This window comes from Pseudomonas sp. P1_F1_2 (genome assembly GCF_056405815.1).
Window position 1 is genome coordinate 1 of record NZ_JBFUBK010000123.1, and the last position, 16,632, is coordinate 16,632.

General features: G+C 60.2%; 14 protein-coding genes and 2 pseudogenes. 9 read left to right on the plus strand and 7 right to left on the minus strand.

Annotated elements, in window-relative coordinates:
* Positions 1-85 precede the first annotated feature (85 nt).
* Entirely contained in the window at positions 86-1,903 is a 1,818-nt protein-coding gene (gene ggt, locus AC1D2P_RS26575; protein ID WP_477758395.1) for a gamma-glutamyltransferase, read from the plus strand.
* A 106-nt stretch (positions 1,904-2,009) separates the two neighbouring features.
* On the opposite strand, the gene AC1D2P_RS26580 is transcribed toward ggt, so the two are convergent.
* On the minus strand, positions 2,010-2,438 hold the full coding sequence (locus AC1D2P_RS26580; protein ID WP_223523494.1) for a TOBE domain-containing protein: 429 nt from the start codon (positions 2,436-2,438) through the stop codon (positions 2,010-2,012).
* A 135-nt stretch (positions 2,439-2,573) separates the two neighbouring features.
* Entirely contained in the window at positions 2,574-3,668 is a 1,095-nt protein-coding gene (gene ddlA / locus AC1D2P_RS26585; RefSeq protein ID WP_109787809.1) for a D-alanine--D-alanine ligase, read from the minus strand.
* Between the two features lie 165 nt (positions 3,669-3,833).
* On the opposite strand from ddlA, the gene AC1D2P_RS26590 reads away from it, so the two are divergent.
* Both AC1D2P_RS26590 and AC1D2P_RS26595 read left to right on the plus strand, forming a co-directional pair.
* Positions 3,834-4,646 carry an AraC family transcriptional regulator gene (locus tag AC1D2P_RS26590; protein WP_109787808.1) on the plus strand — a complete coding sequence of 271 codons (813 nt, stop codon included), beginning with the start codon at positions 3,834-3,836 and terminating at the stop codon, positions 4,644-4,646.
* A gap of 76 nt (positions 4,647-4,722) precedes the next feature.
* On the plus strand, positions 4,723-5,091 hold the full coding sequence (locus tag AC1D2P_RS26595) for a cupin domain-containing protein (protein ID WP_477758394.1): 369 nt from the start codon (positions 4,723-4,725) through the stop codon (positions 5,089-5,091).
* 11 nt (positions 5,092-5,102) lie between these two features.
* On the opposite strand, the gene AC1D2P_RS26600 is transcribed toward AC1D2P_RS26595, so the two are convergent.
* From AC1D2P_RS26600 to AC1D2P_RS26615, 4 genes and pseudogenes are all read right to left on the minus strand, one after another.
* Entirely contained in the window at positions 5,103-5,699 is a 597-nt protein-coding gene (locus tag AC1D2P_RS26600) for a flavin reductase family protein (RefSeq protein WP_223523496.1), read from the minus strand.
* A 51-nt stretch (positions 5,700-5,750) separates the two neighbouring features.
* On the minus strand, positions 5,751-6,311 hold the full coding sequence (locus AC1D2P_RS26605) for a methyl-accepting chemotaxis protein (protein WP_408981006.1): 561 nt from the start codon (positions 6,309-6,311) through the stop codon (positions 5,751-5,753).
* Positions 6,291-7,115: pseudogene (locus AC1D2P_RS26610) on the minus strand (PAS domain-containing protein); the annotation flags it as partial. The gene AC1D2P_RS26605 and the pseudogene AC1D2P_RS26610, both read right to left, overlap by 21 nt.
* 80 nt (positions 7,116-7,195) lie before the next feature.
* Positions 7,196-8,509: an MFS transporter gene (locus AC1D2P_RS26615; RefSeq protein ID WP_477758393.1), complete on the minus strand. Its 1,314-nt coding sequence runs from the start codon at positions 8,507-8,509 to the stop codon at positions 7,196-7,198.
* A 157-nt stretch (positions 8,510-8,666) separates the two neighbouring features.
* Between AC1D2P_RS26615 and AC1D2P_RS26620 the strand changes: the two genes are divergently transcribed.
* The 5 genes from AC1D2P_RS26620 to AC1D2P_RS26640 all read left to right on the plus strand — a co-directional run bounded on the left by AC1D2P_RS26620 (position 8,667) and on the right by AC1D2P_RS26640 (position 15,660).
* Positions 8,667-10,130, plus strand: a complete 1,464-nt coding sequence (locus tag AC1D2P_RS26620) for a short-chain fatty acid transporter (protein WP_175648971.1) — start codon at positions 8,667-8,669, stop codon at positions 10,128-10,130.
* Between the two features lie 139 nt (positions 10,131-10,269).
* On the plus strand, positions 10,270-11,967 hold the full coding sequence (locus AC1D2P_RS26625) for a molecular chaperone HscC (RefSeq protein WP_109787804.1): 1,698 nt from the start codon (positions 10,270-10,272) through the stop codon (positions 11,965-11,967).
* A gap of 11 nt (positions 11,968-11,978) precedes the next feature.
* Complete coding sequence (locus AC1D2P_RS26630; protein WP_477758392.1) at positions 11,979-13,712, plus strand: J domain-containing protein; 1,734 nt, start codon at positions 11,979-11,981, stop codon at positions 13,710-13,712.
* Positions 13,713-13,785: 73 nt separating this feature from the next.
* Positions 13,786-14,958, plus strand: a complete 1,173-nt coding sequence (locus AC1D2P_RS26635) for a hypothetical protein (protein WP_109787802.1) — start codon at positions 13,786-13,788, stop codon at positions 14,956-14,958.
* A gap of 180 nt (positions 14,959-15,138) precedes the next feature.
* The gene (locus AC1D2P_RS26640; RefSeq protein ID WP_046030110.1) at positions 15,139-15,660 is read left to right on the plus strand and encodes an SET domain-containing protein-lysine N-methyltransferase; all 522 of its coding nucleotides are present in this window, start codon (positions 15,139-15,141) and stop codon (positions 15,658-15,660) included.
* Between the two features lie 18 nt (positions 15,661-15,678).
* Here AC1D2P_RS26640 and can read toward each other — a convergent pair whose 3' ends face one another.
* Complete coding sequence (can, locus tag AC1D2P_RS26645; RefSeq protein WP_046030109.1) at positions 15,679-16,323, minus strand: carbonate dehydratase; 645 nt, start codon at positions 16,321-16,323, stop codon at positions 15,679-15,681.
* A 167-nt stretch (positions 16,324-16,490) separates the two neighbouring features.
* On the opposite strand from can, the pseudogene AC1D2P_RS26650 reads away from it, so the two are divergent.
* A pseudogene (locus tag AC1D2P_RS26650) lies at positions 16,491-16,632 on the plus strand (serine kinase/phosphatase); the annotation flags it as partial.

A 16,632-nucleotide genomic window follows, 5' to 3' on the forward strand; every position in this document is an offset into this window, starting at 1 on the left:
CAGCTTTACTGTAGGCCTTGGTTTGCGCCATGCCGAGTCGGCCGATAAAGTCCCGGTAACTTTCCCACGGACGGAGTGCCCCAACATGTTCTCAACCCTTCGCCTTTCAACCCTTTCGTTGATCGCCGCCGCGTTAACCCTCGCTGCTTGTCATTCTCCGCCCTCCTCGACCTTGCCTGTCGCTCCGGAAGTCGCCTCTGGCTATCGCACCGACCTGCAAACCCGCCACGCGTCCAGACACATGGCAGCAGCGGCTAATCCACTGGCGGCTGAAGCCGGCCGGGAGATGCTGCGCCAGGGTGGTTCGGCAATTGATGCCGCGATTGCGATGCAAGCGGTGTTGACGCTGGTCGAGCCGCAATCCTCCGGCATTGGTGGCGGCGCGTTGATCGTGCTCTGGGATGGCAAGGCGGTGCGCACCTTCGACGGTCGCGAAACCGCACCGCACGGCGCCACCGAGAAGCTTTTCCTACAGACCGACGGCACCCCGATGGCGTTTACCCAGGCGCAGATCGGGGGGCGCTCGGTGGGGACGCCGGGCGTGTTGCGGGCGCTTGAATTGGCCCATCGCAAACACGGTCGCCTGCCGTGGGCGAAGCTGTTCGAGCCGGCCATCAAACTCGCGGAGCAAGGCTTCGCCATCTCGCCGCGCCTTCATCAACTGATCGCTTCGGATGCGTCCATGCGCAGTTCGCCAGACATGGTGGCCTACTTTATGAACGCGGATGGCAGCCCGAAAGCTGCCGGCACGCTGTTGAAGAATCCGGCACTGGCCGCGGTGCTGAAACGCATTGCCAAGGAAGGGCCTGACGCGTTGTACACAGGCGCTGTCGCGCAAGAGATCGTCGCCAAGGTTCAGGGCCACGCTAACCCCGGCAGCCTGTCGCTGAACGATCTGCAAGGCTACAAGGCCAAGGAACGCGCGCCGCTGTGCACCGATTACAAACGCTGGCAGGTGTGCGGCATGCCGCCGCCATCGTCCGGCGGAATCGCCGTGGCGCAGATCCTCGGCACCTTGCAGGCTCTGGAAAACCGCGACCCACGCTTTGCTCTCGCACCGCTCAAACCGGTCAGGACTGACAAACCGGCAGGCACCGAACCCGCCCCCGAAGCCGTGCATCTGATCTCGGAAGCCGAGCGCCTGGCCTACGCCGACCGCGCACAGTACGTCGCCGACACCGACTTCGTGCCCGTGCCGGTCAAAGGGCTGGTGGACCCAACTTATCTGGCCAGCCGCGCCGCCCTGATCGGTGACCACAGCATGGGCACGGCCAAACCCGGCACCCCGCCAGGCATTCAAGTCGCCTATGCACCGGACCGTTCACCGCTACGCATTTCCACCTCACAAGTGGTGGCAGTGGATGACGAAGGCGGCGCCGTATCCATGACCACCACCATTGAATCGGCCTTTGGCTCGCACGTGATGGTCCAGGGATTCCTGCTCAACAACGAGATGACCGACTTCTCGTTCATCCCCGAAGAAAACGGGCAAAAAGTTGCCAACCGAGTCGAGCCTGGCAAACGCCCGCGCTCGTCCATGGCGCCGACCCTGATCTTCGATCGTCAGAGCGGTGAATTCCTCGCCACCCTCGGCTCTCCCGGCGGCTCGCAAATTATCGAGTACGTCACCAAAACCACCCTCGGCCTGCTCGACTGGAACCTCGCCCCACAAGCCGCCATCAACCTGCCCAACTTCGGCAGCCGCAACGGCCCGACCGAACTGGAACGGGGGCAGTTCAGCGCGGAGCTGATTCAGGCGCTGAAGGACAAGGGGCACGGCGTGAGTGAGATCGACATGACCAGCGGCACCCAGGCGATTGTCCGGGTGAAGGATGCACAGGGGAATGCGTCGCTGGCCGGAGGGGCCGATCCGCGGCGTGAGGGGGAAGCGTTGGGGGATTGATTCGTACGTGAGAATGAAAAAGGGCTTACTGCAAGGTAGGCCCTTTTTTACAGGTTTCACATTCTGATCGGTTGTCGCGTATAGGCTTTTCCTACACGCAAACGCTTCAGGCCGGCACACCCAAAATAATATGCGACGCCTTGATCACCGCCGTCGCACTCACACCCGGCGCCAGGCCCAGCTCTGCAACCGCTTCACGGGTGACGATTGAATAAACCTCGCTGCCGCCATCGAGCTTGATCACCACTTCGGCATTCACTGCGCCATCGGTGACATTGGTGACGATGCCTTCCAGGCAGTTACGCGCCGAGAGACGAATGTCGCTGGACTCGGTCATCAGCATGACCCACGGCGCCTTCACCAGCGCAACCGCTTCCTTGCCGACCGCCAGGCCCAGGCTTTTCACGCTTTGCATGGTCACCACGGCGACCAGCTCATTGCCGCCCGGGAGTTTCAGCGAGACTTCGGCGTTGACCGCGCCCGGCTGCAGTTGACTGATGGTCCCTTTGAATACGTTACGCGCGCTGACTTTCACGTTTTGTCTCCCTGAATGGAAATTATTGTATACAACTTAACCCATCATTCCGGATAACGTTGTGTGACGCAACGACGCACTCGGCTACCTCCACGCTTCAAACCCGGGATTGAGTACGACGCTGGAAAAAACAGCTTAGCGCGTGATCTTCAAAACCTGTCGCCGCTGGTGCTTTTCCAGCGCCAGATCGATCAAACGACTGACCAGTTCGCTGTAGGTCATGCCGGTGGCCTGCCAGAGCTTGGGGTACATGCTGATTCGGGTGAAGCCGGGTAACGAGTTGATCTCGTTGATCAGTACTTCGCCGCTGTCGGTGAGGAACACATCGACCCGCGCCAGCCCGGAGCAACCCAGCAGCTGGAACGCTTCGACGGCCAACGCCCGGATGCGTTCGCTGGCCTCCACGCTGATGTCTGCCGGCACCACGACCTGCGCCGCCTGGTCATCGATGTATTTGCAGTCGTAGGAATAGAAGCCGCTGCTCACCACGATTTCACCACACCCGCTGGCGATAGCGTCTTCGTTGCCAAGCACTGCACACTCGATCTCACGGCCTTTGACGGCGGATTCGATCAGGACTTTTTCATCGAAACCCAGGGCCAGCTCCACAGCCGCTTCGTACTCGGTTGCGTCGTTGACCTTGCTCACGCCCACGGACGAACCCTGGTTCGCCGGTTTGACGAACAACGGCAGGCCGAGCTTGCCCTGCACCTCGGCGAACCCGATACGCGCCGCCGTGGCGCGGGTCAGGGTGACGAACGGCGTGACCGCCAACCCGGCGTCACGCAGCAGGCGTTTGCTGATGTCCTTGTCCATGCACACCGCCGAACCCAGCACGTCGGAACCGACAAAGGGCAAGTCGGCCATGCGCAACAGGCCTTGCAGGCAACCGTCTTCACCCAGGGTGCCGTGGACAATCGGGAAGATCACATCGACGTGGCCCAGCAGTTCCTGACCGGTGGTTTCCACCAATTGCTGGCTGGCTTTTCCCGGCACCACCGCCAGTTCACGATTGGACTGATTGAGGGCGATCAGCGCCGGGTTTTCCTGATTGAGCAGGAAGTTCGAAGGGTCGTTGAGGTGCCAGTGGCCTTGCTTGTCGATGCCGATCAGCACCGGCTCGAAGCGCGAGCGGTCCAGTGCATCGACAATGTTCTTCGCCGATTGCAGCGATACTTCGTGCTCCGCCGAACGACCGCCAAAAATAATGCCTACCCGCAATTTACTCATTCAAGACACCTCAACGATTGGCCACTCACTGTGTACCGGACAGCAGAGGGAACCTTGCAACATTTGCCTAGGGTTTTCTACCCGACGGACGCGTTTTATCGGTGGGAAGACAGAGGGTCAACCACTGGGTTAACGTGTTCTTCATCGCGCTCAAGACACAACACCATGGCCAAGCAGACGCTCCCCATCGACTGGTTCCACCGCGCGCCCGACGTCGGCGGGCTGCAGCGTTTCGAAGCGTTTTTTTCCGGCCACGGCTACGACCTTCATCGTCACGACACCTACGCCATCGGCCGAACCCTGGCCGGCGTGCAGAGCTTTCAGTACCGAGGAGGATGGCGCCATAGCCTGCCGGGCGGGACCCTGGTGTTGCACCCGGACGAAGTCCACGATGGAGAGGCCGGCACCGAGGCCGGTTTCAAATACCGAATGATGTACATCGAACCGGCGCTGATCCAGCAGATGCTCGGCGGTCAGCCGCTGCCGTTCATCAAGACCGGACTATCGACTGACCCTCGCCTGTTCGCCGCCACCGATGTGCTGCTGCGAAGCCTCGATTGCCCGCTCGACCCGTTGGAAGAACAGGACGCGCTGTACGATCTGGCGCAAGCCCTGAGCAGCGTTTCGGGAGCGACCGGCGTCCCGCGCCAATCCTTCGATTACGTGGCCGCCGAACGTGCGCGGGAGTTCATCCACAGCGCACTCGATCGCACTGTGACCCTGGAGGAACTGGCGCACCACAGCGGTCGTGATCGGTGGAGCCTGTCACGCGACTTTCGCCTTCTGTTTGGCACCAGCCCCTATCGATACCTGACGATGCGACGCCTGGACCTGGTCCGTTCGCTGCTGATCCAGGGCCAGCCACTGGTCAGTGCCGCGCTGATTGCCGGCTTCACCGACCAGAGCCACATGACCCGGCAATTCAGCAAAACCTACGGCCTGTCGCCGGCTCGCTGGATGAAAATGCACCGTCGCTGAGCCACGCACAATCGTACAAGAAGCTGACCGATACGCGGGTTATCGTGGGTTCACGATCAACCAGGAGAACCGCTTCATGAGCGCTTACAAAAGCCTGAACTTCGCTGAAAAAATCGCCCGGATCGACGCACACTGGGCGCCTCGGGTCATCGCCGAAATGAACGACTATCAGTTCAAGGTAGTGAAGCTACTGGGGGATTTCATCTGGCACGATCACCTGGAAACCGACGAAACCTTCATCGTCATCGAAGGGCAGTTGCGCCTCGACTTTCGCGATGGCCACGTGCTGGTGAATGCCGGTGAAATGTTCGTGGTACCCAAGGGCGTCGAGCACAAACCGTCTGCCGAACAGGAGGTCAAGCTGCTGCTGATCGAGCCCAAGGGCGTGTTGAACACCGGCAGCGAAGGTGGCGAACGCACCGCAGTGAATGACGTCTGGGTGTGAACCTGGCGGGTTTACGCCAGGGTCTTGCCGTCCACCGGGTCGCCGATTGTCAAGAAATGCCCGCCTGCCACATGGTGCAGGGTGCGCAATGCATCCTGCCCTTCGAAGTGCCAGCGTCCGTCGCTGAATACCCGCTCATCGGCCTGAGCGGCAATCACCTCAGCCAGGAACAGATCGTACTGCTGATGATTGTTGGGCTCCGGCAGCAGTCGACATTCCAGCCATGCAACGCAGCCTTCGAGCATCGGCGCGTCAATCAATTCGCCACTGAAAGTTTGCAAGCCATAAGCCTGAAACTTGTCCTGGCCTTGGCCTTGGGTCAATTCCAGGCCTGATGTCGAACCAACGGTCTGCGTGATATCGGCTTGAGCCGCGCAAGGAACGTTCAGCACGAACGTCCCCGAGGCCTCGAGCAGTTGCCGGGTCCAGGTGGATTTATCCAGCACCACGGCAATTTTCGGCGGTTCGAAATCCAGCGGCATGGCCCAGGCGGCGGCCATGATGTTGCGCTGACCGTCATGGGCTGCGCTCACCAGTACGGTGGGCCCGTGATTGAGCAAACGGTAAGCCTTGGGCAAAGGAACCGGCCGGCGGTGGGAAGCGCTCATGGTGTCTGCTCCTGAAAAGAGCCGATTGTAGCGATTTCCACCGCGCTGGCATCAAGTCGCGAGCTGATTGGCAAACTGCCCGACCGCGTTCACCACTTTCTGCGCACCGTCCTGAATCTCGACGATCACTGTGCCCGCCTCCGCCGCCAGCGCCAGGCCTTGTTCGGCCTGGAGCTTGCCGTCAGTCATCAGGGCCACGGCATTGCGCGCCATCTCCTGGTTCTGACGCACAACCCCGACAATCTCATCAGTGGCCTGGCTGGTGCGAGAGGCCAACTGTCGAACCTCGTCTGCGACCACGGCAAACCCTCGGCCCTGTTCGCCAGCCCGAGCCGCCTCGATGGCCGCGTTGAGCGCCAGCAGGTTGGTCTGTTCGGCGATGCCGCTGATGGTTTTGACGATGGTGCCGATCACCAGCGATTGCTCATTCAAGGCTTCGATGCCATCGCCCGCGGTTTGCATGTGCTTCGCCAGGTCGCGCATCACATCCACCGCCTGAGTCACCACGGCCGTGCCGCGCTGGGCGCTCTGGTCGGTCTGCTGAGAGGTGCTGTAGGCGATGTTCGCCGCTTGCGCCACGGCGTTCTCCTGATTGACCTGATCGGTAATCACAGTGGCGAACTTCACCACTTTGTAGAGCTTGTTGTTGGCGTCGACCACCGGGTTGTAAGAGGCCTCCAGCCAGACCATACGCCCATGGCTGTCGAAGCGTTTGAAACGGCCGGCGACAAACTCACCGGCGTTCAGGCGGCGCCAGAAATCCTGGTATTCAGTGCTGTTGAATTCCTGCGGATCACAGAACGTGCGGTGATGTTTACCTTTGATTTGCGCCAGGCTGTAACCCATGCCGCTGAGGAACCGATCATTGGCTGTCAGCACGTTGCCGTCCAGATCGAACTCGATGACTGCCGTTGAACGCACCAGCGCGCCGATCAGGTTCTCGTGCTCGCGAGACGCTTCGATGGTGCGGGTCAGGTCGCTGGAGTAAAGCGAGAAGTGTTTGATCCGGCCATCCGCCGAGCGCACTGGCTGAAAAATCGAGCGCAACCACGCTTCCTGGCCATTGCCACGCAGCAAGCGAACGGCCCCGGCGAAATGCTCGCCGCGGGTCAGCGCGTTTTGGAAGCGGCGGTGGAATTCATCGGACTTCACATGCACGGGGACGATGTCTTCGATGTGCCGGCCGACCAGGTCGGCGCTCTTGTAGAGCATTTCGCCGATGAAGTTCTGGTTGGCCGACTGAATCCGCCCATCAGGATCAAGGGTCAGGACCAGCATCTCGCTTTCCAGGCTGTCCTTCACTTGCTGAAGGCTGGAGAGTTCTTCGCGAAGAGCCGACAGCTCCTGCTTCAAGCGTTTGTTGAACATGGGAAGGTACCGATAGGCAGGAAATAGAGCGGGATGCAGCCTAGCCATCGGCCTTGTGGGTGTTTTCTGAAGAGTGCCTCAGGGTTGTCCTACAAAAATAATTGCAACGCGAGGGATCTACCCTGCGATTACATCGCGCCAGCCGCTGCGCATTGGCCGGCTCTGGGCATCCGCGCACCAAAATACGCCGCGCTGCCGACGCCTACGGCCCCCATGACCGTACAGAACATCACGCAAATCCATGGGCTCCACGGCATCAGACCGATCAGCAACAACGGTGTGAAACTCGCCCACGCGGCGTAGGCAATGTTGTAGGTGAAGGAAATTCCTGAAACGCGAACCCGCGCCGGGAACAGGCTGACCATCACCGACGGCACCGCGCCGACCACGCCGCAACTCAGACCGGCAATCGTGTACGCCAGACCGATCCAGTTGCCGCCAGTAATCAGGCAGGTATAGAGCACGCCAATACCCAGCGGCAGCAACAGGCTATAAAACATGACCGTGCGCCAGGCGCCGATGCGATCGACCAGCCAACCGGCGAGCACGCAGCCGATATTGAGGAACACGATGCCCAATGCACTCAAGGCGAAGGTGTGGCTGGCGGTCATGCCGAAGGTCTTTTGCATCATGGTCGGCGTGATGACCACGAAGACCACCACCGCTGAGGTCAGCACGCAGGTGAGGATCATCGCCGGCAACATCGCCAGGCGATGTTCGCGCAAGACCGTGCGCAGCGGCAGTTCGACAGCGGCATCGCGCTGGGCCTGCATCGCCATGAACACCGGGGTTTCATTCAGCCAGCGGCGCAGCCAGACGCCAATCACGCCGAACACACCGCCCAACAGGAATGGATAACGCCAGGCGTAATCAAGGATTTCGGCCGGGGTGAACGTTTGCGCCAGAAAGGTCGCCGTCAGGGCGCCGATCAAGTAGCCAAAGGTCAATCCCGCCTGCAGGAAACCGAGCGCATAACCGCGATGCCCGGCCGGCGCGTGCTCGGCGACAAACACCCAGGCACTCGGCACTTCCCCGCCCACCGCCGCGCCTTGCAAAACGCGCAGGGCCAACAGCAGTAGCGGCGCGAAATATCCGATTTGCGCGTAGGTCGGCATGATCCCGATCAGCAGGCACGGCAGCGCCATCATCAGGATGCTCAGGCTGAAGACCTTCTTGCGACCCAGTCGGTCGGCGAAATGCGCCATCAGAATCCCGCCCAACGGCCGCGCCAGATAGCCGGTGACGAAGATGCCGAAACTTTGCAGCAGGCGCAGCCATTCGGGCATTTCTGGCGGGAAAAACAGTTGGCTAAGGGTCAGGGCGAAAAACACGAAGATGATGAAATCGTAGATTTCCAGCGCACCGCCCAGGGCCGCAAGGCCGAGGGTCTTGTAGTCCGAGCGGGTAAAAGGCGTCGGGCGCGAAGGGGTGTTGGCGGTCATGAAAAAGAACTCTGCAACCGGTAAAAAACCAAGGCGCCCATGGTCTACGCAAACGCTTCCTCGGACAAGCCGTTAGACCATAGTCCTGTTTAGGTGAAACCTGGTCACAAAACAGCAACGGTTGATTTACTGTTGGCATCTGTCTAGACGGGCCTCTATGGCCCGAAAGACCACAATAAACATAACAATTCGAGGTTTTCCCGTGGCTGCTGCTATCGAAGATACCCGCTCCGCCCGTTTTGCCCTGCGCTGCTCAAGTTTTGCCGAGCGCTGGTTCCCCGACTCTTGGGTATTTGCCGCGCTGGCGGTGATCATCGTCGCCGTGGCCACGCTGTTCATGGGCGCCAAACCGACTGATGCCGCCATGGCGTTCGGCGACGGCTTCTGGAGCCTGATTCCATTCACCATGCAGATGGCGTTCGTGGTCATTGGCGGCTATGTGGTCGCCAGTTCGCCGCCGGCGGTGAAACTGATCAACCGTCTGGCCCGTCTTCCGAAAAACGGTCGCTCGGCCGTGGCTTGGGTGGCGTTGATTTCCATGGTCGCTTCGCTATTGAACTGGGGTCTGTCGCTGGTGTTTGGCGGCTTGCTGGTGCGCGCCCTCGCCCGCCGTACCGATCTGAAAATGGATTACCGTGCCGCCGGCGCTGCCGTCTATCTGGGTCTTGGTGCGGTGTGGGCCTTGGGCCTGTCGTCCTCCGCTGCACAACTTCAAGCCAACCCGGCCAGCCTGCCGCCGTCTATCCTGGCGATCACCGGAGTCATTCCCTTCACCCAAACGATCTTTTTGTGGCAGTCCGGTGTAATGCTGCTGGCGCTGATCGTGGTCTCGCTGATCGTTGCCTACGCCACCGCACCAGGCCCCAACACGGCCCGAGACGCCAAAGCCTGTGGCGTCGACCCGAGTTTCAATCTGCCGCCACTGCAACCACGCACTCGCCCCGGCGAATGGCTGGAATACAGCCCGCTGCTGACCCTCTTGCTGGTGCTGCTGGCAGCTGGCTGGCTGTTTCACGAGTTTTCGACCAAACCGTTGCTCAGTGCCATCTCCGGGCTGAACACCTACAACTTCCTGTTCCTGATGCTCGGCGCGCTGCTGCACTGGCGCCCGCGCAGCTTCCTCGATGCCGTGGCCCGCGCGGTGCCGACCACCACCGGCGTGCTGATCCAGTTCCCGCTGTACGGCTCGATCGCCGCCTTGATGACCACGGTCAAAGGCGCTGATGCCCAGACCCTGGCACACCACATCTCGACCTTCTTCGTCAGCATCGCCTCCCACGACACCTATGCGGTGCTGATGGGCGTGTACTCGGCGATTCTCGGCTTCTTCATCCCGTCCGGCGGCGGCAAGTGGATCATCGAAGCGCCATACGTCATGCAAGTGGCCACCGACCTCAATTACCACTTGGGCTGGGCCGTGCAGATCTACAACGCAGCCGAAGCCCTGCCGAACCTGATCAACCCGTTCTACATGCTGCCGCTGCTGGGCGTGCTCGGATTGAAGGCGCGTGACCTGATCGGGTTTTCGTTTGTGCAGTTGCTGGTGCACACGCCGCTGGTGCTGTTTCTGCTATGGGCGCTGGGCACGACGCTGACGTATACGGCGCCGGTGATGCCTTGAGCCCGATCAATGCACTGAGCTATGTAAAATAATAGCTCAGTGCCACTACTTTCCTTTGCCGGCTCCACTGCTCCAGTAATATCCTTGGACGGATATTAACTGTTTCAGTTTTTTGCAAACCGCAAAGGGAGTTCACGTGATGATCGTAGGGATTGACCTGGGGACCACCAACAGCCTCGTCGCCGTTTGGCGGGGCGAGTCGAGCGAGTTGGTGCCCAATGCCCTGGGCCAGTTCCTCACACCGAGCGTGGTCGGTCTCGATGATCAGGGTCGGGTGCTGGTCGGCCAGGCAGCCCGTGAGCGGTTGCACACCCACTCGCGCCAAACCGCGTCACTGTTCAAGCGCCACATGGGCAGCGCCACCGAAGTGCGCCTCGGGGACAGGACATTCCGCCCCGAAGAGCTCTCGGCATTGGTGCTCAAGAGCCTGAAGGAAGACGTCGAACGGGCCTTCGGTGAGACGGTGCATGAAGCGGTCATTAGCGTCCCGGCCTATTTCAGCGATGCCCAGCGCAAAGCCACGCGCATTGCCGGGGAACTGGCCGGCTTGAAGGTTGAAAAACTGATCAACGAACCGACGGCGGCAGCGCTGGCGTATGGGTTGCATCAACGCGACAAGGAAACCTCGTTCCTGGTTTTCGACCTCGGTGGCGGCACCTTCGACGTGTCGATCCTGGAGCTCTTCGACGGTGTGATGGAAGTGCGCGCCAGCGCCGGCGACAACTTTCTGGGCGGTGAGGATTTCGACAGCGTGCTGCTTGAGCACTTTCTTGACCACCATCGCACCACCGACAACTTCCCGGACCGCGCCAGCGTTATCCAGCCATTACGGCGCGAAGCCGAGCGCGTGCGCAAAGCCCTGGGCCAGGAAAACAGTGTGGAGTTCAGCCTGCGGGTGGATGGCCAACAATGGTCGCAGACCATCACCCAACAGCAACTGGCCACCCTCTACACGCCGCTGCTTGAACGCTTGCGCACACCGATCGAACGCGCGTTGCGAGATGCGCGCATTCGGGTCAGCGATCTCGACGAAATCCTGCTGGTAGGCGGCACGACACGCATGCCGCTGGTGCGCAAACTCGCGGCGGGACTGTTTGGCCGCTTCCCGTCCATCAGCCTCGACCCGGACGAAGTGGTGGCCCACGGCGCAGCTATTCAAGCGGCACTGAAAGCCCGCTCCGCCGCGCTGGAAGAAGTGGTGCTGACAGACGTCTGCTCTTACACCTTGGGCATCGAGACCTCGACCCAAATTGGCCAGCAATTCGAAAGTGGCCATTACCTGCCGATCATCGAGCGCAACAGCATCGTGCCGGTGAGCCGGGTCAAAACCGTTTACACCCTGCAAGACAACCAGGAATGCGTGCGACTGAAGATCTTTCAAGGCGAGAGCCGCTTGGTCAAAGATAACGTCGCGCTGGGTGAACTGGACATCAAAGTGCCTAAACGCAAGGCCGGTGAAGTGGCGCTGGACGTGCGCTTCACCTACGACAACAACGGCCTGCTGGAAGCTCAGGTGGTCGTGCCGCTGACCGGCGACTTGCATTCGTTGGTGATCGAGAACAATCCCGGCGTACTCACCGCCGAAGAGATTCAAGAGCGCTTGCAGGGCCTGGCGTTGCTGAAGATCCATCCTCGTGATCAGCAGGTCAACACCGTGTTGACGGCACGCCTTGAGCGTCTGTATCAGGAAAGTCTGGGGCAGATGCGTGACCAGATTGGTCAGTGGGCCCGGCAATTCCAGAGCGTGCTGGAGTCCCAGGACGAACGCCGGATCCGTGAGGCGCGCAGCGAGCTGACCCTGCAATTGAGCAACCTCGACAGCGGCCTCTGGCAATAAGGAGCCGCGACATGGATTGCTGGTCTTTCCTGCAACTGCCCGAAGACGCCGATGCCCGCAGCATCAAACGCAGCTATGCAAAGCTGCTGAAAACGTTCAGGCCCGATGAAGATCCGGCCGGTTTTCAGCGCTTGCGCGAAGCGTATGAAGCAGCGCTGGGGATTGCGCATTGGCGAGCCGAAAACTCGATTGAAGAGGTTGAAGTCGCGACGACTGAAACACCCACCGAGGTATTCACGCAACCGGAGCACGTCAATCTGCCGGCGTGGGCCGAGGTGCTTGACCTGAAGCCATTGAAGTTCGAGCCGTTGAACCCGCCTCGCCTTCGGCCCCTGAACATCGAACCGCTGAATCCACCTCGTATACGGCCGCTGTACCTTAAACCGCTGGATCCCCTCCTCCTTCACGACGAACCGGTCATCGCGCCGCAGGAACAAGCGGCACGAGCGCTACTGGAAGGACTCACGGCGCAGAACTTGCCCGAGCGTTGGGAGCAAGCCCGACACCAGCAATGCACTCAAGCGTTTGAGCAGTTGCTGCTGCGGCTTTGCTTCGATCATCCGGGTTTGCGCCGTTCGATTGCCAACTGGGCCGTGGAACATCTGGACTGGCTAGCCCCCTGGCAAAACGTCGCCATGACCGAGGAGCAGCAAGACGCACTCACCAGCGGTTTGTTGCAGGAATATCGACAAGCCTTGCAGGAACTGCTTGAAGCCGGCAAAGAGCGAGAGTTTCTCACGCAACTGAAAAGTTACACCGCCCAACCCTGGCTGCAGGTGTTCGATCGACGCCAGGAATGGCAGCGAATCATCCTGCAATTGTTCAACGACACCGAATGGAGCCTGCCGCTGTTCGACCGTGTCGGACAGGTGTTTGGCTGGGATGACAAAAAAGGCATTCATCCGGAACCGGCATCGATCTGGCAGGCCTTGATTGAGCGCTGCAACCAGGAAAGCTTTTACGAAAACCAGCGCGCCAAGGCACGAGATGGCCGCAACTGGACTGCCGATGCTCAGGCCGCGCATTTGCTGATGAACCCAATGCGGCCCCAACAACAGAAACAGATGATTGACCGCTTCGGCCAGGATGAATGGCAGGCCTGCCACGACCTTGCGCACACCCTCAAGTGGCGGTATCCGCAGTTGCTCTTGCGGTTGCCGCGCACCGATGTGTTTTTTTGGCGGCGTTTTTTACCACGCCCCATCGCGGCCGAAACCTGGCTGCTAGTCTGGGCGGGCTTCGCCTTGGCACTGTATTTGTTTTTTTTCCCCTCCAACCACAACTCCGTCGGCTACAGCATCGGCATACCGTTGATTGTCGCCCTCGCTCCGTTCTCGTTTTGTCGCTTCGCGCTGAGTTGGTGGGTGGTGATCACCTCCCACTTTATTGTCCAGGACCTGTGGCTGACGGAAGAACTGATTCCGCGACGCTTGAACCCGGACACGCGCTGGTTACTGATCCGCCACGGCGCACCGCAGGCCGTCATGCTGTTGCTGTTTGCGCTGCTACAGGGTTGGTTCGGGATCGTGACGTACGTCGGTTTTATGCTGATCGGTTTCGTGCACACACGGCGCATCGGCGAACTCGACCCAGAACTTCGTGCCCGTCGTCCATGGCTGACGGCGCTGCATTGGGCGTATCTCAGCCCGCTGCAAGTGGCGTTCTTGCTGGTGATGGTCGGCCTCGACCTGGCGTGCCAGATTTACTTTCCTGAATATCACCTGACTCAGCTGCGGTTCAGCTAAACGATGACCAGCCGATCTGCTTTAGTACGGTGACCCGCGACTCACGCGGGTCCACGCTGAAAAGGATCTGAGCATGTTAAAACTCACAGGACTCACCCTGGCGGCCCTCACCCTGAGTGCCGCCGTCCATGCCGATGTCGATCTGAAGCTGGGCAGCACCGAACGCGTCACCCGGCTGTTCGCCTACCCCAACAACTGCAATGTGATCTGCTTTCGCAACTGGACGCTCGAGCAGACCGTCGAGCATTACCTGACCCAAAGCGTGCAACGCGATGGTTATGGCGCGGCCAAAGTGCGGGTCAAAACCGATAACCATCAGCTCTACGCCGACATCAGCGGCGTACCAAAAGGCTACGAAAAACCACTGGCAGCGCTGCTCGACGCAGGCGATCTGGCGTACACCGGCGCCAGCAAGCTCAATGCGGATGGCAAATGGGCCTACAACTGGTACTTGTTCCTGCCGCTGGGCATGGCCCTGGAAAACCGTAAAAGTGTCGAACTGCTGCACTTCCCGCCGGATTACTCCCTGACACAAGCCCAGGATTACCTGCGTTCGGCGACCACTGATCGCTGGGCCACGCTGCTGACCGCCAACGGCATCCCCGCCGACCAGACGCCGGGCTATCAGACCATCATCGACATCGCGCCAATCGCCGCACCGGCCAGTGCCGGCAAGGACCTGGAGGGTGTTTACGATTACTTCAAGAACTACCAGACCACCATGGTCAATGAAGTCAGCCTGAACGCCAAAGGCGCGGCGCTGCCAATGGTCGCCTTTGGCGCGCCGGTGCGTAACTGGCTCAAGCAGCAATATGGTCCGACCGTCAACGTGCTGGGGCTGGCCACGATCAGCCCGAAAGCCGGCGTGAAGGTGCCGGTGCTGGGGTCCAACCACCCGAGCTACATCTGGTACGCCGCCAACCCGGACAGCTATACCGGCGACGATGCCCAGGCCAAGGCCGATGCTGCGGGCCTGAAGGTCATGGGCCAGGACTTGAGTGCTGCGTGCTGGCAGGCCGGAATGGGCAGCAAACCGGGCAGCGACCCTGATGTTCAACTGAAAAGCTGCACACAAACCTGGCAAGTGACCGAGACGGAAAAAACCTGCGAGTTGTTCTACACCTCGATTCGCAATCTGACACCCGAACAAGCCGTGGCCCAGTGCGCGACAACGCCGATCAAATCCCAGCTCAAACTACTGCAAGCCCCGGCGCCCGCAATGGCGATCCCGGCCCCCCACCTTTAAAGCAAAAACGCTTTCCCGCGTACGTCATGGCTGACGCGGGAAAGCGCACTTTTCCCCTGTCAGTTCTGACAGTAGACCGAACGTTTCAATTGCGAGAGTCTTGAGACACACCCAAGTGTTGCAGGGGCCGGCAGGATCGTTGGCGTTGGACGTCGCAACACCCAACCGACAAGGATCGTTATGAAACCTCATTCCCTGAACGGAACGCGTGCACAACCACCGGACGGGATTTATCCCTTTGAAGAGTTACCCGTTCGTTTCGGGTTTCCCTCCTTCAAAGACTTCAGGATTATCCACGTCAATGAGTCAGCGACGGCCGTTGCGGCCTTGCGCGCATTCCCGCGAATCAGCCGGGTTTGCCGTGTCTCCGGGCATCTGCTGCCTTATCGCCAGCGCCATACCCGGCAGCTGTCGTCCGGCATTCACCTCTACGACCCACGCTTCTGCGGACTCTTGCGCCACTCGTGCGAGCCGAACATCTTTCTCGACATGAGTGAACTGTGGATCTGGGCGCTGAAGGACATCGCCCCCGGCGATATCCTGACGATGGATTACGCCAGCACCGAAGACAAACTGTTGCGACAGTTTGCCTGCCGCTGCGGGTCGGCCGAGTGCCGCGAATGGATCACCGGCTACGACGAGCCACCGAATGCCGACGGTGAGTTGTTCTATCAGCATTTGCACCGACGGAGCCTCAGCTGACCCGAGGCTCGATCAGTCTTACAACGTTTCGACCGGGCGCAGGCGGTATTGCGGCGGCAATTGTTCAAACCCGCTGATGGTCGCGTTCAGGCTTTTCCAGCGACCGTCCTTGATGCCGTAGATGCAACCGTGGATCGACAGACTCTGCCCGCGATGCCAGGCGTTCTGCACAATGCTGGTATGCCCGACGTTGGCCACTTGCTGAATCACGTTGAGTTCGCAGAGACGGTCGACCCGCTCCTCCTCAGTCGCCAACTTGGCGAGCTCTTCGCGCTTTTCATAGTAAAGATCGCGAATCGAGCGCAGCCAGCCATCGATCAGGCCCAGCTGACGATCCTGCATCGAGGCGCGCACGCCACCGCAGCCGTAGTGACCGGTGACCAGGATGTGTTTGACCTTGAGGACGTCGACCGCGTACTGAATCACTGACAGGCAGTTGAGGTCGGTGTGCAGTACCACGTTGGCCACATTGCGGTGGACGAACAGATCACCCGGCAACATGCCGACGATCTCGTTGGCCGGCACCCGTGCATCGGAACAGCCGATCCAGAGGAACTCCGGTGTCTGTTGGCGGGCCAGCTTGGCGAAGAAGTCAGGATCTTCTTTTTTGATCGCGTCAGCCCAACGCTCGTTGTTATCAATCAGATCTTGTAAGTCGTTCATACAAAGAAGCCTCGAGAATGGTGCGCAGCTTTGACAGACAACCGCCCGTCGGGGTCACGCGCGCAATGCGGATAGCCGCTGACATTTAAAACTGGCGTTCCATGCCGACGGAATTCTCGGCAGCCCGGTGGGTCCACCCTAGTAAGCCCACAGTATGAGCAATTGCCATGAATGATTCACGACGTCCGTTCGATGCGGTGCAGCCCGAGCCGATCGACGACAACGAAGACCGCATGGGTTCAATGCACGAACTGGATTTTGACGACGAAGAGCCCAGCGCCAAAATCGGTGACGAACTGTCCCAAACCG